This window comes from Roseomonas indoligenes, assembly GCF_017813365.1.
GTDB classification, from domain to species: domain Bacteria; phylum Pseudomonadota; class Alphaproteobacteria; order Acetobacterales; family Acetobacteraceae; genus Roseomonas; species Roseomonas indoligenes.
Map to the genome: position 1 here is coordinate 21,856 of NZ_JAGIZA010000008.1, position 24,191 is coordinate 46,046.

Here is a 24,191-nt window from a genome sequence, read left to right on the forward strand (position 1 = left end):
GGGCTCAGAACGGCCGCACGATCACCATCACCACGATCACGAAGAGCAGGATCGTCGGCACCTCATTGGCGATCCGCCAGTACCGCTCGCTCTTCGGCCGCTCGTCGCGGTCGAAGCGCTTGCGCGCGGCGGAAAGATGGCCGTGGAAGCCGCTCATCAGCAGCACGCTCAGCAGCTTCACGTGCCACCAGCCCTGCGACCAGTCGATGATGCCGGGTGTCAGCACCAGGGTGATGCCGAGCAGCCAGGTGGCGGTCATGGCCGGGTTGATGATGGCGCGCAGCAGGCGGCGCTCCATCACCTTGAAGGTCTCCGACGTCTCGCTGCCGATCGGGACGGTGGAGTGGTACACGAAGAGGCGCGGTAGGTAGAACATCCCGGCCATCCAGGCGACCACAGCGGTCAGGTGCAGCGCCTTGGTCCAGGGATAGAGATTGATCAGCCAGGGGATCGTCATCGGGCGATGCCCAGCAGGCCGGGCAGGGCGGCGTGGCTGGTGAAGACATCCGCCACGCCCGCTTCCAGCAGGTCCATCGCCGGCGTCTCATGCGCGAAGCCCAGCACGCGGCAGCCGGCGGCCACGCCGGCGCGCGCGCCCGTCACGCTGTCCTCGATCACCACGCAATCGCCGGGATCGGCGCCGCAGAGGCGGGCTGCGGCGATGTAGAGGTCGGGGTAGGGCTTCGGCCGCTCCACGTCCTCGAAGCAGAGAAGCCGGCCCTCGAAATGCTTGAAGAAGGGCAGGAGGCCCGCCTTCGTCCGCAGCTCGTCCCGCCCGGAGTTGGAGGCGATGGCCATGGTGATTCCCGCCGCCGCCACCGCCTCCACCGCGCCCTGGGCGCCGGGGATGGGTTCCAGCTGGCCCGCGCGGTACTTGCCGACGATGCGCGCGACGATCTGCCGCGGCCAATCATCGGGCAGGGCGATGCCGAGCCTGTCCCGCACCACCGCCACGATATCCGGCAGCGACGTGCCCATGAAGGTGTCCTTCGCGGTCTCCATCGTCATCGGCCAGCCGCGCTCGGTCAGGTCCTCGGCGATGGAGCCGTTCGCCACCGCCTCGCTGTCCGCAAGAACCCCGTCGCAATCGAACAGCACGGCAGCAGGACGCATCAGGCGGCACTCCGCATGGGCTGGGCCGCGGAATGCGGGCAACCCGTATGGGCCTTCGGGCATTGCCGCCCGCCGGCAAAGGAACAGAGCTTCCCGCCCGCCGCATCGCGCGAACCGCGCGTCTCCGTCCGTGCGTGCGCGACCAGGGCGGCCACGGCGCGGATGAAGGCCGGGTCGCTGTTCTGCGCGGGCACGCGGAAGTAGCCGGGCACGCCCTTGTGCTCCGCCAGCTCCCGGTACTCCACATCCAGCTCCACCAGCGTCTCGGAATGCTCGGACACGAAGGCGATGGGGCAGACAAGGATCGCGGTGCCGTCGGTGGCGGCGCGCGCGATCTCCTCCTCCGTGCTCGGCCCCAGCCATTTCTGCGGCGTCACGCGGGACTGGTAGCAGATCGCGTGATCCAGCTCCGGCATGTCCAGCGCGGCCATCACCGCGGCCGCGCTGCGCTCCACCTGCCACTGATAGGGATCGCCCTGCTTCACGATCGTCTCGGGAAGGCCGTGCGCGCTGAACAGCAGCCGCAGCTTCGCGCCTTCGGGCAGTGCCGCCCGCGCTTCCGTAAGCGCCTTGCGGATGATGGCGGCTGTCGCCCCGGCATAGCCCTCGTCCGAGTGCCAGCAGCACAGCGTCGTCGTCGGCACGGAAAGCCCGGCCTTCTTCGCCGCCGCGTGCCACACGGTCAGGCTGCTGCCCGTCGTCGTCGTGCTGAACTGGGGATAGAGCGGCAGCAGAAGCACTTCCTCCGCCCCCCAGTCCCTGACCTGCTGGACCGCCTCCTCCGTGAAGGGGTGCCAGTAGCGCATGGCGACGAAGCACCGCGCCTCCACGCCCTCCTCCGCCATCGCGCCTTCCAGCGCGCGCGCCTGCTCCTCCGTCAGCTCCCGCAGCGGGGACTTGCCGCCGAGGATGGCGTAGTTCTCCGTCGCCGCCTTCGTCCGCCGCGCGGCCACGAAGCGCCCCAGGGGGATCCGCAGGATCGCCGGGAGGCGCAGGATCGCCGGATCCGTGAAGAGATTCGTCAGGAAAGGCCGCACCGCCGCCGGGCTGTCGGGCCCGCCGAGGTTGAACAGCACCACCGCCAACCGTCGCCGAGGCCCGGGCGGGCCAGCTTCGTTCATGTCCATGGGGTGCCAGATGCCATCCCCGGCGGTGGGGTCAAGGCTCGCGAGGCTCCGCCTTTCGGGACCACGGCCAGGGAAGGAAGTAATTCTTCTCCTGGACCCCATCATCTTTCATCCAACAGCAATGCCGACGGCCATGCCCGCGCCTCGGACCACCGACCCGAGGCGGACCGCCGGACGAGCATTCCGCAGCATCCTCCCAGGAGAAGATCAGGGGAGGGATCCAAGGGAGGGGAGGATTCCTTCTCCCCTCCCTTGGGGCAACCGCCCCTACTCCGCCGCCACGATCCGCCCCTTCCCGTAGAGCGCCGTCCGGAAGGCGGCCTGCCCCGCGATCCCCGCCCCGGTCAGCACGATCGCCGCCGCGAGGGCTGGGTTCGATCCCAGCCCGACCAGGGCCGAGCAGAGGGCGCCGATCGCCATCTGGATGAAGCCGTAGAGGCCGGAGGCGGAGCCGGTGACGCGGGGATTAAGGCTGATGGCCTGGGTCAGCGCCGCGGGACCGGCGATGCCGACGCAGAGGGTGAAGACGAACATGGGCAGCATGGCCGAGACCACGTTCAGGTGCCCTGTCAGCACCACCGCCAGCAAGGTGAGGGAGGCGGCCGCCCCGACCAGGCTGGCCCGGGCCAGCACGCGGTCCAGCGAGCCGCGCCGCATCAGCCGGCTGGCCAGCCAGTTCCCGATGGAGATCCCGACGACGAGGACGCTGAGGGCGATGCCCGCCTCATGCGCCGGCCGGCCGAGCTCGTGAAAGATGAAGGGGGCGGCGCTGAAGAAGGCGTAGCCCGCCGTGGTCACGCAGCCCCCGCACACCGCGTAGCCGAGAAAGACGGGCGAGGAGGCGAGGCGGAAATAGTCCCGCACCAGGGTGGCGGCGGGCGTGGCGGCGGGCTGGCCCGTTTCCGGCAGCATGCGCCAGGTGAAGAACAGGTTGGCGACCCCCAGCAGGCACAGGATCGCCAGCACGGAGCGCCAGCCGGCCGTGGCCACCGCCGCGCTGCCCACCAGCGGCGCTAGGCCGGGGCCGACGGTGACCATCAGATTCAGCAGCGCCAGGCGCTGCGCCGCGTCCTTCGCGCCGGAGGTGTCGCGCACGATGGCGCGGCCGAGCACCACGCCGGCGCAGCCGCCCAGTGCCTGGAACAGCCGCGCCACCACCAGCGTCTCCGCGTTCGGCGCCACCAGCGCCGCCAGCCCGGCCAGGGTGTAGAGGGAAAGGCCTGCCATCAGCACGGGCCGCCGCCCGAACCGGTCCGCCAGCGGCCCATAGATGGGCTGCCCGAGCGCGAGGCCCAGCACGTAGAGGCTGATGGTGAGCTGCAGCACCCCCTGGCTGGCGCCCAGCGCCGAGGTGGCCTCCGTCAGCGCGGGCACGAAAATGTACATCGCCACGGTGCCGCTGAAGGTCACCAGCGCCAGCAGCCAGAGCGGAACCTGCGGCCTGTTCTGGCTGCTGGGGGGCGTCTTGGGCGCGTCGCTCATGCCGCCTGCACCTCCGGGTCCGCCAGCCAGGCCATGATCTGCGTCATCACCCGGTGCGCCGCCGCGATCTCCTCCTCCGTCAGCCCGGCCAGGGCCTCGTCCCGCATGGCGGCGGAAACCTCCTCTACCCGGGAGGCCAGGCTCCGCCCCGCCTCGGTCAGCACGATCGCCTTGGCGCGCCGGTCCGTGCCTTCCCCGCGCCGCTCCACCAGCCCCGCCCCCTCCAGGGAATCCAGCAGCCGCACGACGGAGGAGCCGTCCAGGGAGAGGGAGAGGGCCAGTTCCTTCTGCCGCATCGGCGCCGGTGCGCGGGCCAGGCGGATCAGAGGCAGCCAGGTGGCCTCGGAGAGCCCGAACGGCTCCAGCCGTCGGTCCACGGCCCGGCGCCAGTGCCGCGCGGTTGAGGCGATTAGGGTGGGCAGGGTCGCCCGCGGGGACGTGTGCATCGCCAATAGATGGTATGTCATCGATTTATTGCGACGCAACATGTCCTGCGCTGCCGACAGCCCCGCAGGGACGGCGCAACTTGCCGCAGCGCCGCACGGACCCTAGGTGATGCGCCGAGAAACGGCCCCCATGCGGGTCAGGAAAGACCAGAACATCCGATGAGCGATCCTCAGAAGCCTTCCGAAGTCGATGCCCAGCCCGGTGCCACCGCCGCACCCGAGACGCCCGATCCCGGCACCACCCCCGGCACCTCCAGCGTCGAGACTCCCGTGCCCGACATCGCCGCGGAACTCTCCGCGATGCGTGACAAGTGGCTGCGCGCCGAGGCCGAGATGCAGAACCTCCGCAACCGCCATAAGCGCGAGCTGGAGGACGCCCGCAACTATGCCGTGACGAAGTTCGCCCGCGACGTGGCCGACGCCGCCGAGAATCTGCGTCGCGGCCTGGACGCCCTTCCCCCTACGGCGGAGGGCGAGGACTCCCCCATCGTCAAGCTGCGCGGCGGCTTCGAGGGCGTGGAGCGCGCCTTCCTCGCCATGCTGGAGCGCCACGGGGTGAAGGCCGAGGATCCCTCCGGCAAGCCCTTTGACCCGGAATTGCACCAGGCCATGGCCGAGCAGCCCGCCCCCCAGGGCGTGGAGCCCGGCACCGTCATCACGGCCTGGACGCCGGCCTGGACGATCAATGGGCGCCTGCTCAAGCCCGCCATGGTGGTCGTGGCCGGGAAGGGCTGATCCTTCGCTGACGGTCCATCCCGGGGAGAGAAGAAGGAATTCTTCCTCTCCCCGGACCCCTCACCATCATCTTTTTCTAGGCTTTGGGATCTCGCGGCTGACGGTGCGCCTCGGCTCGGGGAGCCAAGGCGATGGCAAGGGCAGGATCAGGCTCTTCACGCGGAGACCCCGTGTCAGAACCCTGCCGCGGTAGCCCGATGCAGGTCCAGGAGCCTCAGGCTTCTGGCGGGGTGCAGGGGCAGAGCCCCTGCGCTTCCTCTATCCCCCGACCGCGATCGCCAGCAGCCGCCGCGCCGTGCCGCGGGACACGGCCTCTAACTCCGGCACCGCGTCCGTCATCTCCCAGGCCTCGTCGAGCCGCTCCCCCAGTGGCACGGAGACGCGCCCCTGCAGCATGGCCCGCAGGCGCCGGGCGGTGACGCCGCGGTTGGCCCAGAGGAAAAAGCTGCTCATCAGGCCGAGTTCCCGGTTGGTGTGGAAGGGCTCGGCCGCGTCGATGTCGTAGGGGTGGCAGTAGGTCCAGGCCAGGGGGCCTTCCAGCCGCGCCATCATGCGGCGCAGGTCCCAGTGCGGCAGGTAGCGCAGGTACATCCCGCCCAGGGCCGGCAGGCGCAGCGGTCCGATCGCGGCCACGGGAACCGGCAGCTCCAGCAGCCCGCAGGGCCAGGCGAAGGGCCGGGCCGGGGCCGAAGGATGGTTGTAGAGGAAGCACCGCGCCGGCAGCACGGAGGAGGAATAGGCGTAGCCCGCCCCCCGCAGCACCTCCGCCGCCCATTCCGTGTCCGGGGTGAGGGAGAAGTACGGGGCGCGGAATCCCGCTACCATCTGCCCGGAGAGGTCCTGCAGCACGGTGCGGGAACGCCCGGCCTCCTCCCGCAGGGTGGCGGGGCCTATCGCGGCCAGGGCGCGGTGGGTCTGGTTGTGGCTGGCCAGCTCGTGCCCGCGCGCGGCGATGTCCCGAACCAGCCAGGGGGCCGCATCCGCTACTTCCCCGAGGACGAAGAAGGTGCCGCGCGCCCCGGCCTCGTCCAGCAGGTCCAGCAGGGCGGAGGTGGCGGCCAAATGGCGCCGGCCCGTGCGGTCGGTGGGGCTGGGCTCGATGTCCGCGGTGAAGCTGAGGCAGCGCGGCAGGCCGGCGAAGGAGGCGTCCCGCTGGGACGCGGGGGCATCGGCCGGATGTGAAACGGACGTGCTTCCCCGCAGGGGCGAGCGGGCACCGTCAGGATTGCCGTCGCCGATGTTCGTTTCCGGCCTGCCGAGGCGAGGAGGATGCGCCGTCATGCCGAATTTTTAAGGCGCGTCACCATCCCGTGTGCTTTATCCGCATGTGATTGCCAGGACCAGGGTGGAGACGGAACGCGTGGGTGCGACGACTGCGATGACGGCGCTTGAGGCGGAGGTGGCAGCCCTGATCGTCGGCGCCCTCCAGCTGGAGGTCCAGCCGGAGGAGATCGACCCGGACGCGCCCCTCTTCGGCGAGGGGCTGGGCCTGGACAGCATTGATGCGCTGGAAATGGCGCTGGCCATCTCGCGCAAGTATGGCTTCCAGCTCCGCTCCGACGACGAGCGGAACGGGCGGATCTTCGCCTCCCTGCGGAGTCTGTCCGCTCATATTGAGAAGAACCGGGCGGGGTGAGCATGGCTGGTCCGGCTGCGGGACCGGGGCTGGGGCCGGGTCCGATGCCGGTCCTGACGCGGGAGGGGCTGGCGCGCGCGCGGCGCCGGGCGGCTTGGCGCCTGGCGCTGACGCTGCCCCTGCTCCTCGCCTGGGTCCTGCCGGCCTCGGCTTGGCCCTTCGGGCTCGGCGACTGGGTCGGGGAGGCGGAGGCCATGATTCCCGTGCTGGCCGATGCCGGCATCGCCTGGGCCTTCGCCCGCACGCTGCGCCCGGGCGCGCAGCCGCTGATCGCGGAGTACATCCGCTTCGACGAACGGCGCGATTTCCTGGCCTGCGCCGGCTACGCGCGCGGCCTGACCCTGTTCTGGGCGGTGGCCATGGCGGGGCTGGCGATGGTGGAGCTGGTGGCGGCGCTGCGCGGCGCGGATCTCGGCTGGGCGCCGGAGGGAACCCTGCTGGCCCTTTTCCTCGGCGAGCACGTGGTCCGAAGCCTGCGCTTCCCGGAAGGCGGGATCGCCTGGCCCAGCCAGACGCTCCGCGCCATCCTGCGGGCGGAGGTGGCGCGGCATGGCTGAGATCCCCTTTCTGCACCGCAGCCCCGGCGATGTCCTGTCATGGCGGGGCCGGGATCCCGTCACGGCCGGGCGCTACCTGGCCGACGTGGCGGCCCTGGCCGCGCGGCTGCCGGACGCCCCTTACGCCCTGAACCTCTGCGCGGACCGCTACTTGGCGCTGGTGGCTTTCGGCGCGGCGCTCGCGCGCGGGCAGGTCACGCTGCTCTCGGCCGACCGTTCCCCGCACCGGCAGCGGGCGCTGGCGGCCGCCTGGCCCGGCACGGTGGCGATCGCGGACGGTGTGGAGACCGTGATCCCCGCCGTGGCGGCCGGCGCCTGGGGCGAGGGGGAGGGGGCCAACTTCGCCATCCCCGAGGATCGCGTGGCGGCCATCGGCTTCACCTCCGGCAGCACGGGGGAGCCGCAACCGCACGCGAAGCCCTGGGGCGCCCTGGCCGCCGCCGCGCGGGCCGCTGCCGCCCGTTTCGGGCTGGACGATGCCGGGAACCCCGCCACGGTGATCGGCACCGTGCCCGCCCAGCACATGTACGGCTTCGAGACGACGATGATGCTGCCGCTGCGCGCGCCGGTGGCCGTGCATTCCGGCCCGCACTTCTACCCGGTGGAGGTGGCGGAGGCCGTGGCCGCCGCGCCGGGCCGCCGCGTGGTGGTGACCACGCCCCTCCAGCTCCGCGCCCTGGTGGCGGGCACGGTGGGCGGCGCCAGCGCCTTCATCTCCGCCACCGCCCCCCTCTCCCCGGCCCTGGCGGCGGAGGCGGAAGCCGCGCTCGGCGCGCCCGTGCTGGAGATCTACGGCGCGACGGAGATGGGCTCCATCGCCAGCCGCCGCACGGTGGAGGGCGAGGCCTGGACTCTCTACGACGGCGTGGCGCTGCGGGGGGAGGAGGCCGCGAGCGCCCTTGTGCCCGGCCTGCCCGAACCCGTGCCGCTGGCCGACCTCGTGGCACTGGAACCCGATGGCCGTTTCCGCCTGCTCGGCCGGCGCGGGGACATGGTGAAGCGCGGCGGCAAGCGCGCCTCCCTGGCCGGGTTGAACCGCGTGCTGTCGGAGATCGAGGGGGTGGAGGACGGCGTCTTCCTCGCCCCGGACGACCTGGAAGCCAATCCCGCCGCGCGCCTGGCCGCCTATGTCGTCGCCCCCGGCCGCACGAGCGGGGAGATCGTGGCCGCGCTGCGCCAACGGGTGGAGGCGGTCTTCCTGCCCCGCCCCGTGGTGCTGGTGGACCGCCTGCCCCGCGACGCCGTCGGCAAGATCACCCGCCGCGGCCTGGAATCCCTGCGCGACGAGGCGAAGGGACGGGAAAGGTGAGCGACGGCCCCTGGACCGCCCGCTTCCGCGTGCCGGCGGACCATCCCTGCCTGCCCGGCCACTTCCCCGGCCGCCCCGTGGTGCCGGGCGTGGTGCTGCTGGATCATGTGATGCAAGCAGCGCAGGCCGCCGGGCTGGCAGGCGCGGGTCCGGGTGCCACCGCGCGCCTGCCCGCCGCCAAGTTCCTGCGCCCCGTCGGCCCGGAGGAGGAGGTGGAGCTGACCTTGCGCCGCACCGCCACCGGCCGCCTGGCCTTCGCCGGAAGCGTCGCCGGCACCCCGGCCTTCCAGGGCGAGCTGGCGTGAGCTGGAAATCCCAGCGCGAGCGCGGCGGCGCGGCGCTGCAGCTCATGGCCTGGATCGCCCGCTGCGCCGGCTGGCACCTCTCCTACGCGCTGCTCTTCCCCGTCACCGCCTATTTCCTCCTCTCCGCCCCCGCGCGGCAGAAGGAGGCGATGCGCCGCTTCCAGCGCCGGGCTCTGGGGCGCGCGCCGGGCTGGCGCGACCTCTGGCGGCCCTACTTTGCCTTTGCTGCCACCATGCTCGACCGCGTCTACCTCCTGCGCGGCGAGACCCGGGGCTTCGAGATCACCACCTCCGGCCTGGACATGCTGGACGCCCGCATCGCGGAAGGGCGGGGCTGCGTGCTGCTGGGCGCCCATCTCGGCAGCTTCACCGCCATGCGGGCGCTGGCGGACGAGGGCAACGGCCACGGGGGCTGCCCCGTGGAGGTGATGGCCTTCATGTACGAGGATAACGCGGCCCGCGCGAACGCCGTCTTCTCCGCCCTCTCGGCCGAGAAGGCGCGGCTGGTGGTGCCACTCGGCCGCCCGGATTCCATGCTGCGGGCGAAGGAGTGCCTGGAGCGCGGCGGCCTCGTCGGCATCCTGGCCGACCGTCGCCCCGCCGTGGGGGAAGACCGGGTGGTGATCGTGCCCTTCCTCGGCGTCCCCGCCCCCATGCCGGCGGGCCCGCATATCCTTGCGGCCGTGCTCGGCGCCCCCGTGATGCTGGCCTTCGGCATCTGGAAGGGGCCGCGCCGCTACGAGATCCGCTTCGAGCCCTTCGCCGACCGCCTGGTGCTGAACCGCCGGACGCGGGAGGAGGACCTGTGCGCCAGCGCCGCCCGCTACGCCGCCGCGCTGGAGCGCGTGGCCCGCGCCCATCCTGGCAACTGGTTCAACTTCTACGACTTCTGGGAGGAGATGTCCGAACCCGCCGCCCCCGCGCCCCGCCTCCTCCGCCGGGCCGCCCTGTGCCTGCCCTTCCTCGCTGCCTCTATCCCTGCATCGGCTCAACCGGGCGGGCTGGAGGCGGTGATGGCCGCCCTGGCCGCCGTGCGCCGGACCGAGGCCGAATTCGAGGAGCGCAAGGAGATCGCCGGGCTCGCCGACACCCTGCCCAGCCGCGGCACCCTCCTCTGGCAGGCCCCCTCCACCCTGGAGAAGCGGGTCGTGGAGCCCTTCGCCGAGCGCGTCACCGTCTCCGGAAACCGCGTGGTGTATGAGCGCGACGGACGCGAGCGGCAGGAGGTGAACCTGGAGCAGGCGCCGGAGGTGCGCGCCCTGGTGGAGGCCATCCGCTCCACCCTCGCCGGCGACCTCCCCACCCTGCTCCGCTTCTGGAAGGCCGACTTCGAGGGCAATCCGGACAACTGGACCATCCATCTCACGCCCCTCTCCGTCCGGGTCATGGCGGTGGTGCAGCGCGTGATCATCCACGGCCGCGGCGGCGCCATCTCGCGGTTCGAGACGGTGGGGAACGAATCTTCGGTGATGGAGATCAGGACGCTGCGGTGATGCCACGGCCCTTCTTGGGCTGGCGGTCTGTCCCGGGGAGAGAAGAAGGAATTCTTCCTCTCCCCGGACCCCTCACCATCATCTTTTTCTTCGTGCTGGTCTGGCTCGGATGACGGTGCGCCTCGGGTCCATGACCCGAGGCGGCTGCAAGGGCAGGATTAAGGTGCCCCACGCAGAAACCCCGTGTCAGGACGGCGCGGGCGGCAGCCAGACGGGGATCCAAGGGCCTCAGGCCCTTGGCGGGGGTTCCAGGGGGCGGCGCCCCCTGGCTCCGGACCCATCAGAACAGGCCCCGCACCTCAGAGCTGGGATTCGATCGGCAGCCAGCGCACCAGCCAGGCCAGGGCGCGCCGGCGGAGCGAGGCGTCGGGCTCGGCGGTCACGGTTCCGTCCGGTCCGTTCCAGCACAGGCCGCCGTCCTTGCCCCGCATCACCTGCCAGCTTCGCGCCGGGTCGGAGAGGCGGGCGAACTCCTCCTGCACCGCGTCGCTGAGCGCCGCGTGGCGGACGAAGACGCCCATTTCCGTGTTCAGGGTCGCCGAGCGGGGATCGAGGTTGAAGGAGCCGACGAAGGCGTGCCCGCCATCCACCACCAGCGCCTTGGTGTGCAGGCTGGCGCCGCGGGAGCCGAAGACGCCGGCGGATTCCTTGCCGGACCGCTTCAGCTCGTAGAGTTCGATCCCCGCATCCAGCAGCTGGCCGCGGTGGCGCGCGTAGCCGCCATGCACCGCCACCACGTCCGTCGCGGCGAGGGAGTTGGTGACCACGGCGACGCGCACGCCCTTCCGCGCCAGGCCCTCCAGCACCGCCATGCCGTCCTCGCCCGGCACGAAGTAGGGGGAGATCAGCAGCGCCTCCTGACGGGCCTCCTGCAGCGCCTCCAGGATCGCGGGGGCGAGGCACTCCTTCATCGGCGCCTGGGACAGCACCTTGTCCGGGGAATCCGCGACCACGCGGATGGCGTCGCGGGGCAGGGGGGTGAGGCCGTCGGTACCGCCTTCCATGACCTTCGCCACGCCGGGATCGGTCTTCAGCCCCTCCAGGAAGGGCCGCGCCCTCTCCCCGGCGGCCGTCATGTCCAGGCGCCGGGTGAGGGCCGCGAGGCGACCGGGGCGCGGGCGCAGGCCGCTGGCGCGCCGCACAGTCCGGGCCAGCGGGTGCCGCCAGTAGCGCTCGAACACGGCCTGCACGTCGCGCACCGCCTGCCCGGCGAGGACGAGGTCGAGATCGCGGAAGTTGAAGGCGCCGGAGGCGTCGTAATACTCGTCACCGACGTTGCGGCCGCCCACCACCGCCACGCGGCCATCGGCGATCCAGGCCTTGTTGTGCATGCGCCGGTTCAGGTGCCGCCCGCCGAACAGCATCTCCATGACCATCCCCGCCTGGCCGAAGCGGCGCCAGCGCGTGGGGTTGAACAGCCGGACCTCGATGTGCGGGTGCGCGTCGAGGATCGACAGAACGCGCTCCCGCCCCAGCGCGTACATGTCGTCCAGCAGAAGGCGCACGCGCACGCCGCGGCCTGCGGCCCGCAGCACCTCCCGCGCCAGCAGGCGGCCGGTCAGGTCGTCGCGCCAGATGTAGTAGAGGAGGTCCAGGCTTTCCTGTGCCTCGCGGGCCGCACGGCAGCGGGCGGCGAAGGCCACCAGCCCGTCCGGCGCCACCGCCACGCCGCTGCCCCCCGCCGGCCAGGGGGTGGCGGGCGCGGTGGTGGCCCCCTCCGTCCCGGTGGCGTCGGGCATCAGGTGGCCTCCCTCAGGCCGCGTTGGCCAGGGCGGTGCCGTGCACCGCGGCCAGCCGCAGCCGCGCCTTCAGCGGCAGGTGGTCGGAGGCGAGGCGGGCCAGCGGCGTGTCATGGGCGCGCACCATCTCCACCAGCCCGTAAGGGCGGCCGAGGATGCGGTCCAGCGGCAGCAGGGGCAGGCGGCTGGGGAAGGTGGCGTGGTCCGGCCGCACGCCCTCGAACCGCCCCTCAAGCGCCATCAAGGAGGAACGGCGGCCCGGGCGCCACTCATTAAGATCGCCGAGGATCACGGTCGGCATGTCGTCCGCCGCCTCCAGCGCTTCCAGGATGGCGGCCACCTGCCGCGCCCGGTGCCGCCGCAGCAGGCCGAAATGGGCGGAGACGACGCGCAGCGGCCCGGCGGGCAGGCGCAGGTCGGCCACCGCCGCCCCGCGCGGCTCCCCGCCCGGCAGGGTCAGGCGGCGCAGCCGGGTCACTTCGCCCCGGCGGAGCATCAGCGCGTTGCCGTGCCAGCCCTGCCCCAGCGGCACGCTGGAAAGGGGGACATGGCGCAACCCGGTCCGCCGCTCGATCCCCGCCATGTCCAGCAGGCCCACGCGGTGCCCGAAGCGCCGGTCCACCTCCTGCAGGGCGAGGATGTCCACGTCCAGTTCCGCGATCACCTCACCCACCCGGGCGGGATCGAAGCGGCGGTCCGTGCCGACGCACTTGTGGACGTTGTAGGAGCCGATGGTGAGATCCCCGGGACGTAGGGGCACGGCTTCGCCCGCCGTGGCGCTGCGGCGCCCCCGGAGCAGGGCAAGGACACGGGGCCGCATGGCCCGCAGCTCGGGGGTGGTCCGCACGGTGGAAGGGATCATCCTGCCTCAGTGACGAAGGGGCGCGCCGTAGCACCCTGGGGAGGGGCCGAGATGGGAGCGGAGGGGCTTCCGTCCAAGGCAGGCCCCCCGGCCGGGGCCCATTTCGTCCTTCGCCCCGCGCCATCAGGCCCGCGCCGCCATCCCTTGCAGTCTACCGGACGAAGGCGCCTGCGCCCAGCCGTGCCGCCCCTTTCGCGCCCTTTCCCCCCCCGGCCTTCCACCCTGCCGGCTGGTGCGGCAGCAGGGCGGTCACCTCTCCGGCACCGCCCCATGCCCGGCCGGCTAGAGCGCTTTCTGAGCCGCCCTGCGCGCCGGCTTGCGCGCGGGCGCGGCGGAGCCCGGCGGACGGGCGGCCGTATCAGTGGCCCGCCCGCGGGCAAAGCCCTCCAGCGCCCCGCTCCGCAGGACGTGCTGGACGCAATTGTCGAGGTGCTCGGCCAGGGCCTGACGGCCCGTGACGCTGTCGCGGGCCAGCGCGCTCTCCAGCAGGCGGCGGTGCTCCTCCGCCGCCTCGGTGCCCCGGAACACCACCGCCACCATCTGGTAGCGCAGATAGCGGTCGTACATGGCCGCATGCGCCTGGAGCAGGGCCCTGGAGCCGCAGGCCGCGATCAGGGCGCGGTGGAACTCCCAGTCGTAGCGCTTCCAGAGCTCGACATCGGCCTCCTCCCCCGCGAGGAGCTGGCGTTCCAGGGCCGCAAGCTTGTGGTGGGCCGCGACCACCCCGCCCTCCCAGTCCAGCCCACCGGCCGCGAAGGACCCCTCCATCGCGTGCGCTTCCAGCAGGAGCCGGAGCGAGGTGACCTCCTGGAAATCCTCCGCCGAGACCGGCGCCACCTCGAAGCCCCTCTGCCCCTCCGCGACGATGAGGCCTTCCGAGGCCAGGCGGCTCAGCAGTTCGCGCAGGGTGCTGATGCTGGCGCCGTAGGTGGCGCGCATGCGGTCGAGCCCAAGCTTCTGCCCGGGGGAGAGGCGCCCGAAGACGATGTCGGCGCGGATCCGGCGATAGACCGTCTCGCTGACCGTCGCCTCGTCCGGGGCTGATGGGACTTCGCGTTCCAAGGACTTCCTCCTCCCTACAGGTTGCCTCAGCGCGGTCCGGGAGCAAAGCCGGTTACTGGCGGGTGATCGCACATAAACCAGAGGATCGCTCTTTCATCGGTTGAACGCGCGAAACGATGCTGCTACCCATTCCCTGGGACGGCGCCCGGGAATGGGCGCCGCGAAGGGGGATGACGGACTTGCGGAACAGGAATCCGTGGCGGGGGACCTGTGCCCGCCGCGTCCTTCGGAAGAGCTATCGGCACGCGGTCCATCTGCCGTGACCGGGCCGATCCACGTCCTGAACGGGCCCAACCTCAACCGGCTGGGCAAGCGCGAGCCGGAGATCTACGGGCACACGACCCTCGCCGAGGTCGAAGCGATGTGCCGCGAGGCGGCCGGGGACACGGCGATCGTCTTCCGGCAGACGAACTGGGAAGGCCAGCTCGTGGACTGGATCCACGAGGCGACGGACGGTGACGCCGCCGGCATCATCATCAACCCCGCCGGGCTGACCTTCACCTCGATCCCCGTGCTCGACGCGCTGAAGATGTTCGGGCGCCCGATCATCGAGCTGCACATCACCAACATCCACAAGCGCGACGCGATCTACCACCGCTCGCTCGTCTCGACGGTCGCGACGGCCGTCATCGCCGGGCTTGGCGCGCGGGGCTACGCGACGGCGATCCGCTCCATGCACGACCTGCTGGGCTGAAGTCCGGCCCGCGGTCCCTGAATCCAGCACAAGAAGAGAGAGGGAGAGTGACGATGCGAGAGGATCCGACGAAGGCCGCGCCGATGCGCCGGCGCGCGCTGCTGGCCGGGATCGGGGCCGTCGCCCTGCCCGCGCTCGGGACCGGCGGCGCCCATGCCCAGGCCCAGGGATATCCGAACCGGACGGTCACGATCATCGTGCCCTTCGCGCCGGGCGGCTCCACGGACTTCGTGGCGCGGCTGATGGCGCAGTACCTGTCCACCGGGCTGAACGGCAACTTCGTGGTGGACAACCGCGCCGGCGGCGGCGGCACCGTCGGCCACGGCGCCGTGGCCCGCGCGCGGCCGGACGGCTACACCCTCGGCGTCTCGCCGACCGGCACCTTCGCGCTCGCGCCCTTCCTGTTCGACAAGCTGCCCTATGACAGCGACCATGGCTTCGCGCCGATCAGCCTTCTCGCCGGCAACGCCATGTTCGTCTGCGTCCATTCCTCCAGCGGTATCAACACCTATGCCGAGCTAATCGCGGCGGCGAAGGCGCAGCCGGGCAAGCTCACCTACGCCTCCGCAGGCGCCGGCACGATCGCCCATCTCGCGCCCGAGCTCATGCTCGACATGTCCGGCACGCAGATGCTGCACGTCGCCTACCGCTCCGGCGGGCTACAGGTGCAGGCCGTCATCGCGAAGGAGACGACGATGGGCTTCATCGATACCGTCACCGCCATTCCCTACATCCAGTCGGGCGACCTGCGCGCGCTGGCCGTGACGAGCGTTGGGCGCAGCCCGCAGATGCCCGAGGTGCCCACCCTCGCCGAGTGCGGCCTCACCGGCTACCGCGCCACCAACGACTTCGGTTTCTTCGCGCCCGCCGGCACCCCGCCCGCGATCGTGGCGCAACTCTCCGACGCCGCGCGGAAGATCCTGGCGACGCCCGAGGTGAAGGCGCGGCTGGATGCCGCCTCGATCGACATCTACGCCGGCACCTCCGAGGCCTTCCCGCCCTATCAGGCGGAGGAGGCTCGCCGCTGGGGCGACCTGATCCGCCGCCGCAACATCAAGATGGAGTAGGCGGCGGCCATGGCCGGCGCGACCCGCGCTCGCCGTCCGAATCCTGCGGCCGATGACTTGGGGGACCTGCGCATCATGGCAACCGGCATGCTCGCGATCTGGAGCGACGTCGATCCGGACGGAGAGACGGACTACCTGCACTGGCTGACCCGCGAGCACACGGCGGAGCGGGTGGGCATCCCCGGCTTCGAAGGCGTGCGCGTGTTCCGCGCCGGCCTCGCCGATCTGCGCCGCTACCTGATCCTCTACGACCTCTCCTCCGCATCGGTGCTGACGAGCGACGCCTATCTGGCCCGTCTGAACGATCCCACGCCCTGGTCCAGCCGGACCATGCCGAAGCTGCGGAACTTCGCGCGCGGCGGCGGCAAGGTGGTGCGCGCGCTCGGCATGGGGCAGGGCGGGCACGTCCTGGCCCTGCGCCTCCCGCACGCGGTATCCGACGATGTCCCCCTCGAGGCGATCGCGGCGGAGGACCGGGTCTGCGCCGTGCGGCTCCTCGCGGTGGACCGGGCCGGCTCCGACGTGCCGACGAACGAGAAGGCGCTGCGCGGCGGAGACGGAAGCTTCGCCGCCCTGCTCCTGATCGAGGCGACGGACGAAGCGGCGCTGCAGACCGTGATGCTGGAGCATGGCGAGGCCATCGCCGCCCTCGGCGCCGAAACGGAGTTGCCCGCCTACTCGGCGATTTTCATGCTTCGCGGCGACGCGGGTTGATGCTGCCGCACCCGTTCTGATCGGCCCGTCCGTCGCGCCCCTGGCGCGTCCTGCGACGCCGGATGCGCGATTGTCATCTGACCACAACAAATCTGAAGCATGGGTGTCGCGGGCCCCGCAGTAAGCGTCCGGCCGTTCCTGGAGCCGCCGCGGGCATGCCTTCCCCATCATCGAAGCCTCGTAACGTGCTGCTCGTCGTGGTGGACCAGTGGCGGGCCGATTTCGTGCCGGCGCTGGGGGCGGGCTTCCTGCGGACCCCGAACCTGGACCGGCTCTGCCGGGAGGGCGTGACCTTCCGCAACCACGTCACCAACACCGTGCCCTGCGGCCCGGCCCGCGCCAGCCTGCTGACCGGGCTGTACCTGATGAATCACCGGGCCGTGCAGAACACCGTGCCGCTGGATGCCCGCCACACCAACCTGGCGAAGGAGCTGCGGCGGATCGGCTACGACCCCGCGCTGATCGGCTACACCACCACCACGCCGGATCCCCGCACCACCGGCGCGCTTGACCCCCGCTTCACGACGCTGGGCGACCTGATGGACGGCTTCCGCGCCGTGGGCGCCTTCGAGCCGACGATGGACGGGTATTTCGGATGGCTGTCCCAGAAGGGCTACGCCCTTCCCCCGAACCGTGAGGACATCTGGCTGCCGGAGGGGGAGGATGCCGTGCCCGGCGCCACCGCCCGCCCCAGCCGCATCCCCGCCGCGCTGTCGGACACGGCCTACTTCACGGAGCGGGCGCTGACCTACCTGAAGGGCCGCAACGGCAAGCCCTGGTTCCTCCACCTCGGCTACTACCGCCCGCACCCGCCCTTCATCGCCTCCGCCCCCTACCACGCCATGTACCGGCCGGAGGACATGCCGCCCCTGCACCGGCGCGACACCTGGCAGGAGGAGGCGCGGCAGCACCCGCTGCTGGATTTCTATCTGCGCGGCATCAGCCAGGGCTCCTTCTTTCACGGCGCGGGCGGCGCGGCGACGGAACTGGATGCGGGCGCGGTCGCGCAGATGCGCGCCACCTATTCCGGCATGATCTCCGAGGTGGACGACGCGCTGGGCCAGGTGATCGCGCATCTGGATGAGACGGGGCAGTGGAAGGACACGCTCGTCATCTTCACCTCCGACCACGGGGAGCAGCTGGGCGACCACTACCTGCTCGGCAAGGTCGGCTATCACGACGAGAGCTTCCGCATCCCGCTGGTGATCAAGGACCCGGACGCCCCCGCGGGCGCGCAGGGCCGCATCGAGGGCGCTTTCACCGAGAGCGTGGACGTGATGCCCACGATCCTGGACTGGCTGGGCGGCTCCGCCCCCCGCGCCTGCGACGGCCGTTCCCTGCTGCCGCTGGTAGCGGGGGAGAGGCCCGCGGATTGGCGGGACCACCTGTTCTACGAGTACGACTTCCGCGACGTCTTCTATTCCCGGCCGGAGGACAGCCTCGGCCTGCACATGGACGACTGCTCCCTCCTCGTCGTGCAGGACGAGAACTGGAAATACGTCCACTTCGCCGCGCTGCCGCCGCTTCTCTTCGACCTGGAGAACGACCCGCACGGCTTCACGAACCTGGCCGACGACCCAGCCTATGCCGGCGTGGTGCGGGACTACGCGCAGCGCGCCCTGTCTCACCGCATGCGCCATGCCGAGCGCACCCTGACCCACTACCGAGCCACTCCCAAGGGCCTCGAGGAGAGAACCCCGTGATCCTGTCCCGCCGTCCCCTGCTGCTGGGCGCAGCCGCTGCCGCGGCGCTCCCGCGCTTCGCCATCGGCCAGTCCGACCAGCGGCCCTCCATCAACATCGCCGTGCAGAAGATCAGCAACTCCAACACGCTGGAGGTGCTGCGCGAGCAGTCCAACGTCGGCGAGCGCATCTTCTTCTCCTCCCTCTGGGAAGGGCTGATCGGCCGTGACTGGCTGAACGAGATGAAGACCGTGCCGGGCCTGGCCACGGAATGGCGCCGCATCAGCGACAGCGTGGTAGAGCTGACGCTGCGCGAGAACGTCCGCTTCCACAACGGCGACGTGATGACGGCCGAGGACGTGGCCTTTTCCTTCGGGCGGGAGCGCATGTTCGGCGAGACCCTGCCCACCGCGCAGGGCCGCACCATCTCCATCCGCGGCGATGCCATCCCGTCCCCCGCCCAGCGCGAGCTGCCGGCGGAGGTCACGGGCGTGGCGCGCCGCGCCTGGCCGGCGCTGGAGCGGGTGGAGGTCGTGGATGCCCGCACCGTGCGCTTCCACAACGCCACCCCCGACGTGACGCTGGAAGGCCGCCTGTCGCGCTTCGGCAGCGAGATCATCTCCCGCCGCGCCTATCAGGAAGCGAAGGGCTGGTTCGACTGGGCGCGCAAGCCCGTCCTCACCGGCCCCTACAAGGTGGTGGAGTTCCGCCCGGACCACTCCCTCACCCTTGCCGCGCATGACGAGTACTGGGGCGGCCGCCCACCGCTGCGCCAGATCCGCTTCCTGGAGATCCCGGAGGTCTCCGCCCGCATCAACGCGCTCCGCACCGGGGAGGTGCAGTTCGCCTGCGACATCCCGCCCGACCAGATCGGCGGCATCGAGCGCGATCGTGCCTACGAGGTGCAGGGCGGCACCATCCTGAACCACCGCATCTCCGTGATGGACAAGAATAACCCCGCGCTGCGCGACGCCCGGGTGCGCCGCGCGCTGACCCATGCCATCGACCGCAAGGCGATCGTGGACAGCCTCTGGGGCGGCCGCACCGTGGTGCCGCGCGGACTGCAGTTCGAGTACTACGGCGACATGTACGTCAGCGACTGGGAGGCGCCGAAATATGACCCGGCCCTCGCCCGCAACCTGCTGCGCGAGGCCGGCTACAAGGGCGAGGCGATCCCCTACCGCCTGCTGAACAACTACTACATTAACCAGACCCCGACCTCGCAGGTGCTGGTGGAGATGTGGCGCGCGGTCGGGCTGAACGTTCAGATCGACATGAAGGAGAACTGGAGCCAGATCCTCGATCGGAACGGCTCCCGCGGCGTCTATGACTGGTCGGCCAGCGCGCCCTTCAATGATCCCGTGTCCTGCAACGTGAACCAGTGGGGCCCGAACGGGCAGCCGCAGCAGGTCGGCATCTGGACCAATGAGGAGAGCAACCGCCTCTCCGTCCTGCTGGAGACCTCCACCGACCGCGCGGAGCGCAAGCGCGCCTTCCGCCGCATGCTGGAGATCTGCGAGCGCGAGGACCCGGCCTACACGGTGCTGCACCAGAACGCGACCTTCACGGCCAAGCGCAAGGACATCAAGTGGCGCGCCGCCCCCGCTTTCGCGATGGACTTCCGCCAGGGCAACTGGGGTTGACCACGACGCCCCTGGTCGAGATCCGCGGCCTCACCGCCTCCTTCGACGGCATCCCCGCCCTGCGCGGCGTGGACCTGTTGGTGGGGCGCGGCGAGGCGGTGGCGCTGGTCGGCGAATCCGGCTGCGGCAAGTCCGTGACTTGGCTCGCCGCCCTCGGCCTGCTGCCGGGCAAGGCGGCCGTCACGGGCAGCGTTCGGCTGGACGGGGCGGAGATCCTGCACGCCGCCCCCGCCGTGCTGGACCGCGTGCGCGGCGGCCGGGTGGCGATGATCTTCCAGGACCCCGCCAGCAGCCTGAACCCGGTGCACCGCATCGGCCGCCAGATCACGGAGGCCCTGCGCCTACACCGGGGGATGGACGGCGCGGTGGCGAAGGAGGAGGCGCGGCGGCTGCTGGACCGCGTGGGCATGCCCGATGCCCGTCGGCGCCTGGACGCCTACCCGCACGAGCTCTCCGGTGGGCAGAACCAGCGCGTGATGATTGCCATGGCCCTGGCCGGCGGGCCGGAGCTGCTGGTGGCGGACGAGCCGACCACGGCGCTGGACGTGACCATCCAGGCCCAGATCCTGGAATTGCTGGCCGAGATCCGCCGCGACACCGGAATGGCCCTGGTCCTCATCTCTCACGACCTCGGCGTGGTGGCGGAGACCTGCGACCGGGTCCTCGTCATGTATGCCGGGCGCATCGTGGAGGAGACGGCCTCGGCCGAGCTCTTCTCTGCCCCCGCCCATCCCTACGCTGCCGGGCTTCTGGCGGCGCTGCCCCCCATGGACGGCCCGCGCCGCCCGCTGGCCGCCATCCCCGGCGGGGTGCCGGAGCCCTGGGCGATGCCCCCCGGTTGCCCCTATGCCCCGCGCTGCCCACGCCATGTCGCCGCCTGCGACAGGGCGGTGCCGCCGCTGATTCCCGTCGCCCCCGCCCACCGCGCCGCCTGCATCCGCCCGGTCGAGCCCGAGCGCACCCCTGAACTGGCCCTGGCATGAGCGACACCGAACCTCTTCTGCACGCGCAAGGCCTGGTGCGCCGCTACGCCATGCGCCGCGGCCTGTTCGGCCGCCCGGCGGAGGAGCGCGCGGTGGACGGCGTCTCGCTGACCCTGCATCGCGGCAAGACCCTCGGCCTGGTGGGCGAGTCCGGCTGCGGCAAGTCCACCACCGGCCGCATGGTGCTGGGGCTTGAGATGCCGGACGAGGGCGGTGTGGCCTTCCGCAACGAGCGGATGCCTGCCCCCGCCACCCCGGAATGGCGCCGCCTGCGCGCGCGCATGGCGATGGTGTACCAGGACCCGCTCGGCGCCCTGGACCGCCGCCTGACGATCGGCGCCCAGGTGGCGGAGCCGCTTGAGATCCACGGCATCGGCACCCGCGCCGACCGGCCCGCCCGGGTGGAGGCGCTGCTGCGGGACGTCGGCCTGCGCGGCGACCACGCGGACCGCTATCCGCACGAGCTCTCCGGCGGCCAGCGCCAGCGCGCCGTCCTCGCCCGCGCGCTCGCCACTGGCCCGGACCTGCTGGTCTGCGATGAGCCGATCTCCGCGCTCGACGTCTCCATCCAGGCCCAGGTGATGAACCTGCTGGCCGAGGTGCAGGCGCGCAGCGGCGTCGCCCTTCTCTTCATCTCGCACGACCTGCGCGCCGTGCGGCAGATGAGCCACCGTGTGGCCGTGATGTATCTGGGCCGCGTGGTGGAGGAGGGCGAGCCGGACGAGGTGCTGCACGCCCCCTCGCATCCCTATGCCCGGGCCCTCGTCTCCGCCATCCCGCATCCCGGCCGGAAGGGTGGGCGCATCGTGCTGCGCGGCGATCCGCCCAACCCCGCCGCCCGGCCGCCGGGCTGCGCCTTCCACCCGCGCTGCGCCGATGCCGCCGCGCTCTGCGCGCGCGAGGTCCCGGCCCTCAAGCGCCGCGCCTCCGATGGGCGGCTGGTGGCCTGCCACGTCGCGCATGGCGACGTGGCGGCCAATGACGGCGCGGTGCCTACCGCCATCGCGCAGCCCGTGCCGGAACGGATGAACGCCTGATGCTTCGCTTCCTTGGCATCCGCCTGGCCCGCGCGCTGCTGACCATGGTGCTCGTCGTCACCTTCGCCTTCGTGGTGCTGCGCCTCTCCGGCGATCCCGCGCTGCTCATCATGTCCGCCGACGCGCCGCCCGAGGCCGTGGCCGCCTTCCGCGAATCCTGGGGCCTGAACGACCCGATCTGGCAGCAGTACCTGCGCTACTTCGCCGCCATCTTCCGCGGAGACCTCGGCCAGTCCATGCGCGACGGCCGCCCGGCGATCGAGCTTGTGGCGGAACGCGTTCCCGCCACCCTGGCGCTCACCATCCCCGCCCTGCTCATCAAGATCGGCCTCGGCGTCCCCGCCGGGGTCTATGCCGCGCTCCACCGCAACTCCTTCGCGGATCGGGCGGTGATGCTGCTGGCGGTGGCGGGCTTCACCGTGCCCTCCTTCGTGCTGGGCCTCGTGCTGGTGCTGGTCTTCGCCGTGACGCTGGGCTGGCTGCCTTCCGGCGGGCAGGAGAGCTGGCGCCACGCCGTGCTGCCGGTGATAACCCTCGGCATCGGCGGTGCCGCCGTGCTGGCGCGCTTCACCCGCTCCGCCATGCTGGAGGTGCTGGGCCAGCCTTACATGCGGACCGCCCTGGCCAAGGGCGTGCCCTGGCACGTCGCCGTGCGCCGCCACGCCCTGCCCAACGCGGCGATCCCCACCGTGACCATCATCGGCTTCATGGTGGGCAGCCTGCTCGCCGGCGCGGTGGTGGTGGAGAGCGTCTTCTCCTGGCCCGGCGTCGGTCGCCTGCTAGTGGTGGCCGTCGCGAACCGGGACCTGGCGGTGGTGCAGTGCATCCTGCTGCTCGTCGCCGCGACCATGGTGACCGCCAACCTCGTCGTGGATCTCCTCTACGGCGCGCTGGATCCCCGCCTGCGCGCCGCGCCGCGCGGAGCCACCGCCTGATGTCCGACATCCCTCTGGACGCCGTCCCCGCCGCCTCCGCCCCGCCCGCCCGCAAGCGGGCCCGTCTGCCGGGGATGGTGATCTTCGCCATCGCCTGGCTGCTGCTGATGCTGCTCACCGCCCTCGCGGCGGATCTGGTCAGCCCCTACTCCTACACCGCGCTGGACCTGCAGAACCGGCTGACGCCCCCGATCGGCATGGGCGGCGAATGGGTCGACCCGCTGGGCACGGATGAACTGGGGCGGGACGTCCTTTCCCGCCTCATCGCCTCCATCCGCATGAGCCTGCTGATCGCCTTCGGCGCCACCGTCATCTCCGCGGTCCTCGGCGTCTCCCTCGGCTTCCTCGCCGCTCACTTCCGCGGGGTGGTGGAGCAGGCCGTGCTGGCGCTGGTGGACTTCCAGGCCTCCATGCCCTTCCTGATCCTGGCGCTCGCGGTGCTGGCCTTCTTCGGGAACTCCCTGCCCCTCTTCATCTGCCTGCTCGGCCTGCACGGCTGGGAACGCTACGCCCGGATTGCCCGCGGTCTCGCCGTCTCCGCGGGTTCGCAGGGCTACGCGGCGGCGGTGAAGGGACTCGGCGCCTCGCCCTGGCGCGTCTACGGCCGCCACGTGCTGCCGAACATCGCCTCCACCCTCATCGTCTCCATGACCCTTTCCTTCCCCGAGATCATCCTGCTGGAGAGCGGCCTGTCCTTCCTCGGCCTCGGCGTGCAGCCGCCCATGACCTCGCTCGGCAACATGGTCGGCTACGGGCGGGAATACCTGACGCGGGCGCCGTGGATCCTGCTCGCCCCGTCCTCGGTGATCGTGCTGACGACGCTCTGCGTCAGCCTCCTCGGCGACTGGTTGCGGGATCGGCTGGATCCGACGCTGCGCTGATTGTTTGGGGGTGGTCAGTCCCGGGGAGAGAAAGGAGGGATCCTTCCCCGGACCCCTCACCATCATCTTTCTCTAGGCTTTGGGATTGCTCGCCTGATGGTGCGCCTCGGCTCGTGGAGCCGTGGCGACTGCAAGGGCAGGATCAGGCCCGATCCCAAGGGCTGACATATCAGGTCAGTTCCGCGGCTGCCCGATGCAGGTCCAGGGTTGGACCTATAGGTCCAACCAGCCCCCTGGCAGGGGTTCCAGGGGGCGGCGCCCCCTGGTCCTGAGCCCATCAGGAGATGACCCCCGGAATGCGAAAAGCCCCAGGACCGATCGGTCCTGGGGCTGCGTTCGACCCGGGATCAGGCCCGGAGCGGATGGCTCAGCTGTGCTGGCCGCCGCCGCCGGTGGCGCCGCTCATCTCGAGCATGGTCTGCCCGGAGCCGCCGGCGAGCGGGGTGCGGTTGCCGGACTGAGTCCAGGCGCTGGAGGCGGTGGCACCGGCGGGCACGCGCTCCTGGTCGGCGAAGGCCGGGGCGGCGAGGGAACCGATCAGGGCGGCGGCGAGGGCGATGGTGCGAAGGTTGATCATGACTGCATGTCCTGGGTCGATGGGGCGACGAGGTGCCGCCCTTCGTTGACAGAGAGATGCGCCCGGGGGTTCGGGAATACCAACGCAGCGCGTGGATGGCAGCTATCCACGA

Annotated in this window: 25 protein-coding genes; 15 read left to right on the forward strand and 10 right to left on the reverse strand. The window is 71.6% G+C overall.

The annotated features are described in order from the left end of the window. Positions 1–4 precede the first annotated feature (4 nt). The 5 genes from hemJ to J5Y10_RS14165 form a co-directional block, all read right to left on the reverse strand. On the reverse strand, positions 5–457 hold the full coding sequence (gene hemJ, locus J5Y10_RS14145) for a protoporphyrinogen oxidase HemJ (protein ID WP_209374654.1): 453 nt from the start codon (positions 455–457) through the stop codon (positions 5–7). Continuing rightward, entirely contained in the window at positions 454–1,113 is a 660-nt protein-coding gene (locus J5Y10_RS14150; RefSeq protein ID WP_209374656.1) for an HAD family hydrolase, read from the reverse strand. The genes hemJ and J5Y10_RS14150 overlap by 4 nt, the downstream gene beginning before the upstream one ends. Further along, a complete protein-coding gene (gene hemH / locus J5Y10_RS14155) occupies positions 1,113–2,240 on the reverse strand; it encodes a ferrochelatase (protein WP_342452919.1) in 1,128 nt (375 codons plus the stop codon). Before hemH ends, J5Y10_RS14150 begins: the two co-directional genes overlap by 1 nt. A 267-nt stretch (positions 2,241–2,507) precedes the next feature. Further along, positions 2,508–3,722, reverse strand: coding sequence for a multidrug effflux MFS transporter (locus J5Y10_RS14160; protein WP_209374658.1), 1,215 nt, complete (start codon positions 3,720–3,722; stop codon positions 2,508–2,510). Beyond that, on the reverse strand, positions 3,719–4,168 hold the full coding sequence (locus J5Y10_RS14165) for a MarR family winged helix-turn-helix transcriptional regulator (protein WP_209374851.1): 450 nt from the start codon (positions 4,166–4,168) through the stop codon (positions 3,719–3,721). Before J5Y10_RS14165 ends, J5Y10_RS14160 begins: the two co-directional genes overlap by 4 nt. 159 nt (positions 4,169–4,327) lie before the next feature. On the opposite strand from J5Y10_RS14165, the gene J5Y10_RS14170 reads away from it, so the two are divergent. Then, positions 4,328–4,903 carry a nucleotide exchange factor GrpE gene (locus tag J5Y10_RS14170; RefSeq protein ID WP_209374660.1) on the forward strand — a complete coding sequence of 192 codons (576 nt, stop codon included), beginning with the start codon at positions 4,328–4,330 and terminating at the stop codon, positions 4,901–4,903. Positions 4,904–5,161: 258 nt separating this feature from the next. On the opposite strand, the gene J5Y10_RS14175 is transcribed toward J5Y10_RS14170, so the two are convergent. Then, positions 5,162–6,184 (reverse strand): polysaccharide deacetylase family protein, encoded by a 1,023-nt coding sequence (locus tag J5Y10_RS14175; protein WP_209374662.1) that lies wholly within the window; start codon positions 6,182–6,184, stop codon positions 5,162–5,164. 79 nt (positions 6,185–6,263) lie between these two features. Between J5Y10_RS14175 and J5Y10_RS14180 the strand changes: the two genes are divergently transcribed. From J5Y10_RS14180 to J5Y10_RS14200, 5 genes are read left to right on the forward strand one after another with little or no spacing between them, the layout of a single operon-like run. After that, complete coding sequence (locus J5Y10_RS14180; protein ID WP_342452920.1) at positions 6,264–6,539, forward strand: phosphopantetheine-binding protein; 276 nt, start codon at positions 6,264–6,266, stop codon at positions 6,537–6,539. A gap of 44 nt (positions 6,540–6,583) precedes the next feature. Further along, the gene (locus tag J5Y10_RS14185; RefSeq protein ID WP_209374664.1) at positions 6,584–7,096 is read left to right on the forward strand and encodes a hypothetical protein; all 513 of its coding nucleotides are present in this window, start codon (positions 6,584–6,586) and stop codon (positions 7,094–7,096) included. After that, positions 7,089–8,405 (forward strand): AMP-binding protein, encoded by a 1,317-nt coding sequence (locus tag J5Y10_RS14190; RefSeq protein ID WP_209374666.1) that lies wholly within the window; start codon positions 7,089–7,091, stop codon positions 8,403–8,405. The genes J5Y10_RS14185 and J5Y10_RS14190 overlap by 8 nt, the downstream gene beginning before the upstream one ends. Beyond that, complete coding sequence (locus J5Y10_RS14195; protein WP_209374668.1) at positions 8,402–8,710, forward strand: 3-hydroxyacyl-ACP dehydratase FabZ family protein; 309 nt, start codon at positions 8,402–8,404, stop codon at positions 8,708–8,710. The genes J5Y10_RS14190 and J5Y10_RS14195 overlap by 4 nt, the downstream gene beginning before the upstream one ends. Continuing rightward, on the forward strand, positions 8,707–10,203 hold the full coding sequence (locus tag J5Y10_RS14200) for an LpxL/LpxP family acyltransferase (protein WP_209374670.1): 1,497 nt from the start codon (positions 8,707–8,709) through the stop codon (positions 10,201–10,203). The genes J5Y10_RS14195 and J5Y10_RS14200 overlap by 4 nt, the downstream gene beginning before the upstream one ends. 299 nt (positions 10,204–10,502) lie before the next feature. Here the strand turns inward: J5Y10_RS14200 and J5Y10_RS14205 are convergent, their stop codons facing one another. The 3 genes from J5Y10_RS14205 to J5Y10_RS14215 all read right to left on the reverse strand — a co-directional run bounded on the left by J5Y10_RS14205 (position 10,503) and on the right by J5Y10_RS14215 (position 13,866). After that, positions 10,503–11,942 (reverse strand): phospholipase D family protein, encoded by a 1,440-nt coding sequence (locus J5Y10_RS14205; protein WP_209374672.1) that lies wholly within the window; start codon positions 11,940–11,942, stop codon positions 10,503–10,505. 13 nt (positions 11,943–11,955) lie between these two features. Then, entirely contained in the window at positions 11,956–12,804 is an 849-nt protein-coding gene (locus J5Y10_RS14210; RefSeq protein WP_245214712.1) for an endonuclease/exonuclease/phosphatase family protein, read from the reverse strand. A gap of 282 nt (positions 12,805–13,086) precedes the next feature. Continuing rightward, complete coding sequence (locus tag J5Y10_RS14215; RefSeq protein ID WP_209374673.1) at positions 13,087–13,866, reverse strand: GntR family transcriptional regulator; 780 nt, start codon at positions 13,864–13,866, stop codon at positions 13,087–13,089. Between the two features lie 259 nt (positions 13,867–14,125). Here J5Y10_RS14215 and J5Y10_RS14220 point away from each other — a divergent pair, with 259 nt between their 5' ends. From J5Y10_RS14220 to J5Y10_RS14260, 9 genes are all read left to right on the forward strand, one after another. Further along, entirely contained in the window at positions 14,126–14,560 is a 435-nt protein-coding gene (locus tag J5Y10_RS14220) for a type II 3-dehydroquinate dehydratase (protein WP_209374674.1), read from the forward strand. Between the two features lie 53 nt (positions 14,561–14,613). Then, positions 14,614–15,627: a Bug family tripartite tricarboxylate transporter substrate binding protein gene (locus tag J5Y10_RS14225; protein WP_245214714.1), complete on the forward strand. Its 1,014-nt coding sequence runs from the start codon at positions 14,614–14,616 to the stop codon at positions 15,625–15,627. Positions 15,628–15,702: 75 nt separating this feature from the next. Continuing rightward, complete coding sequence (locus J5Y10_RS14230; protein WP_209374675.1) at positions 15,703–16,341, forward strand: hypothetical protein; 639 nt, start codon at positions 15,703–15,705, stop codon at positions 16,339–16,341. A 155-nt stretch (positions 16,342–16,496) separates the two neighbouring features. Then, entirely contained in the window at positions 16,497–18,044 is a 1,548-nt protein-coding gene (gene pehA / locus J5Y10_RS14235) for a phosphoric/sulfuric ester hydrolase PehA (protein WP_209374676.1), read from the forward strand. Further along, entirely contained in the window at positions 18,041–19,666 is a 1,626-nt protein-coding gene (locus tag J5Y10_RS14240) for an ABC transporter substrate-binding protein (protein WP_209374677.1), read from the forward strand. Before pehA ends, J5Y10_RS14240 begins: the two co-directional genes overlap by 4 nt. Beyond that, positions 19,663–20,649 (forward strand): ABC transporter ATP-binding protein, encoded by a 987-nt coding sequence (locus J5Y10_RS14245; RefSeq protein WP_209374678.1) that lies wholly within the window; start codon positions 19,663–19,665, stop codon positions 20,647–20,649. The genes J5Y10_RS14240 and J5Y10_RS14245 overlap by 4 nt, the downstream gene beginning before the upstream one ends. Continuing rightward, positions 20,646–21,686: an ABC transporter ATP-binding protein gene (locus J5Y10_RS14250; protein ID WP_209374680.1), complete on the forward strand. Its 1,041-nt coding sequence runs from the start codon at positions 20,646–20,648 to the stop codon at positions 21,684–21,686. Before J5Y10_RS14245 ends, J5Y10_RS14250 begins: the two co-directional genes overlap by 4 nt. Beyond that, the gene (locus J5Y10_RS14255) at positions 21,686–22,621 is read left to right on the forward strand and encodes an ABC transporter permease (RefSeq protein WP_209374682.1); all 936 of its coding nucleotides are present in this window, start codon (positions 21,686–21,688) and stop codon (positions 22,619–22,621) included. The genes J5Y10_RS14250 and J5Y10_RS14255 overlap by 1 nt, the downstream gene beginning before the upstream one ends. Further along, positions 22,621–23,502 (forward strand): ABC transporter permease, encoded by an 882-nt coding sequence (locus tag J5Y10_RS14260; RefSeq protein WP_209374684.1) that lies wholly within the window; start codon positions 22,621–22,623, stop codon positions 23,500–23,502. Before J5Y10_RS14255 ends, J5Y10_RS14260 begins: the two co-directional genes overlap by 1 nt. A 367-nt stretch (positions 23,503–23,869) precedes the next feature. Here J5Y10_RS14260 and J5Y10_RS14265 read toward each other — a convergent pair whose 3' ends face one another. Then, entirely contained in the window at positions 23,870–24,079 is a 210-nt protein-coding gene (locus J5Y10_RS14265; protein ID WP_209374686.1) for a hypothetical protein, read from the reverse strand. Positions 24,080–24,191 lie beyond the last annotated feature (112 nt).

Coding starts and splice junctions, on each gene's coding strand:
- hemJ (WP_209374654.1), bottom strand. CDS start 457: ATGACGATCCCCTGGCTGATCAATCTCTATCCCTGGACCAAGGCGCTG.
- J5Y10_RS14150 (WP_209374656.1), bottom strand. CDS start 1,113: ATGCGTCCTGCTGCCGTGCTGTTCGATTGCGACGGGGTTCTTGCGGAC.
- hemH (WP_342452919.1), bottom strand. CDS start 2,240: ATGGACATGAACGAAGCTGGCCCGCCCGGGCCTCGGCGACGGTTGGCG.
- J5Y10_RS14160 (WP_209374658.1), bottom strand. CDS start 3,722: ATGAGCGACGCGCCCAAGACGCCCCCCAGCAGCCAGAACAGGCCGCAG.
- J5Y10_RS14165 (WP_209374851.1), bottom strand. CDS start 4,168: ATGCACACGTCCCCGCGGGCGACCCTGCCCACCCTAATCGCCTCAACC.
- J5Y10_RS14170 (WP_209374660.1), top strand. CDS start 4,328: ATGAGCGATCCTCAGAAGCCTTCCGAAGTCGATGCCCAGCCCGGTGCC.
- J5Y10_RS14175 (WP_209374662.1), bottom strand. CDS start 6,184: ATGACGGCGCATCCTCCTCGCCTCGGCAGGCCGGAAACGAACATCGGC.
- J5Y10_RS14185 (WP_209374664.1), top strand. CDS start 6,584: ATGCCGGTCCTGACGCGGGAGGGGCTGGCGCGCGCGCGGCGCCGGGCG.
- J5Y10_RS14190 (WP_209374666.1), top strand. CDS start 7,089: ATGGCTGAGATCCCCTTTCTGCACCGCAGCCCCGGCGATGTCCTGTCA.
- J5Y10_RS14205 (WP_209374672.1), bottom strand. CDS start 11,942: ATGCCCGACGCCACCGGGACGGAGGGGGCCACCACCGCGCCCGCCACC.
- J5Y10_RS14210 (WP_245214712.1), bottom strand. CDS start 12,804: ATGATCCCTTCCACCGTGCGGACCACCCCCGAGCTGCGGGCCATGCGG.
- J5Y10_RS14225 (WP_245214714.1), top strand. CDS start 14,614: ATGCGAGAGGATCCGACGAAGGCCGCGCCGATGCGCCGGCGCGCGCTG.
- J5Y10_RS14230 (WP_209374675.1), top strand. CDS start 15,703: ATGGCAACCGGCATGCTCGCGATCTGGAGCGACGTCGATCCGGACGGA.
- pehA (WP_209374676.1), top strand. CDS start 16,497: ATGCCTTCCCCATCATCGAAGCCTCGTAACGTGCTGCTCGTCGTGGTG.
- J5Y10_RS14250 (WP_209374680.1), top strand. CDS start 20,646: ATGAGCGACACCGAACCTCTTCTGCACGCGCAAGGCCTGGTGCGCCGC.
- J5Y10_RS14255 (WP_209374682.1), top strand. CDS start 21,686: ATGCTTCGCTTCCTTGGCATCCGCCTGGCCCGCGCGCTGCTGACCATG.
- J5Y10_RS14260 (WP_209374684.1), top strand. CDS start 22,621: ATGTCCGACATCCCTCTGGACGCCGTCCCCGCCGCCTCCGCCCCGCCC.
- J5Y10_RS14265 (WP_209374686.1), bottom strand. CDS start 24,079: ATGATCAACCTTCGCACCATCGCCCTCGCCGCCGCCCTGATCGGTTCC.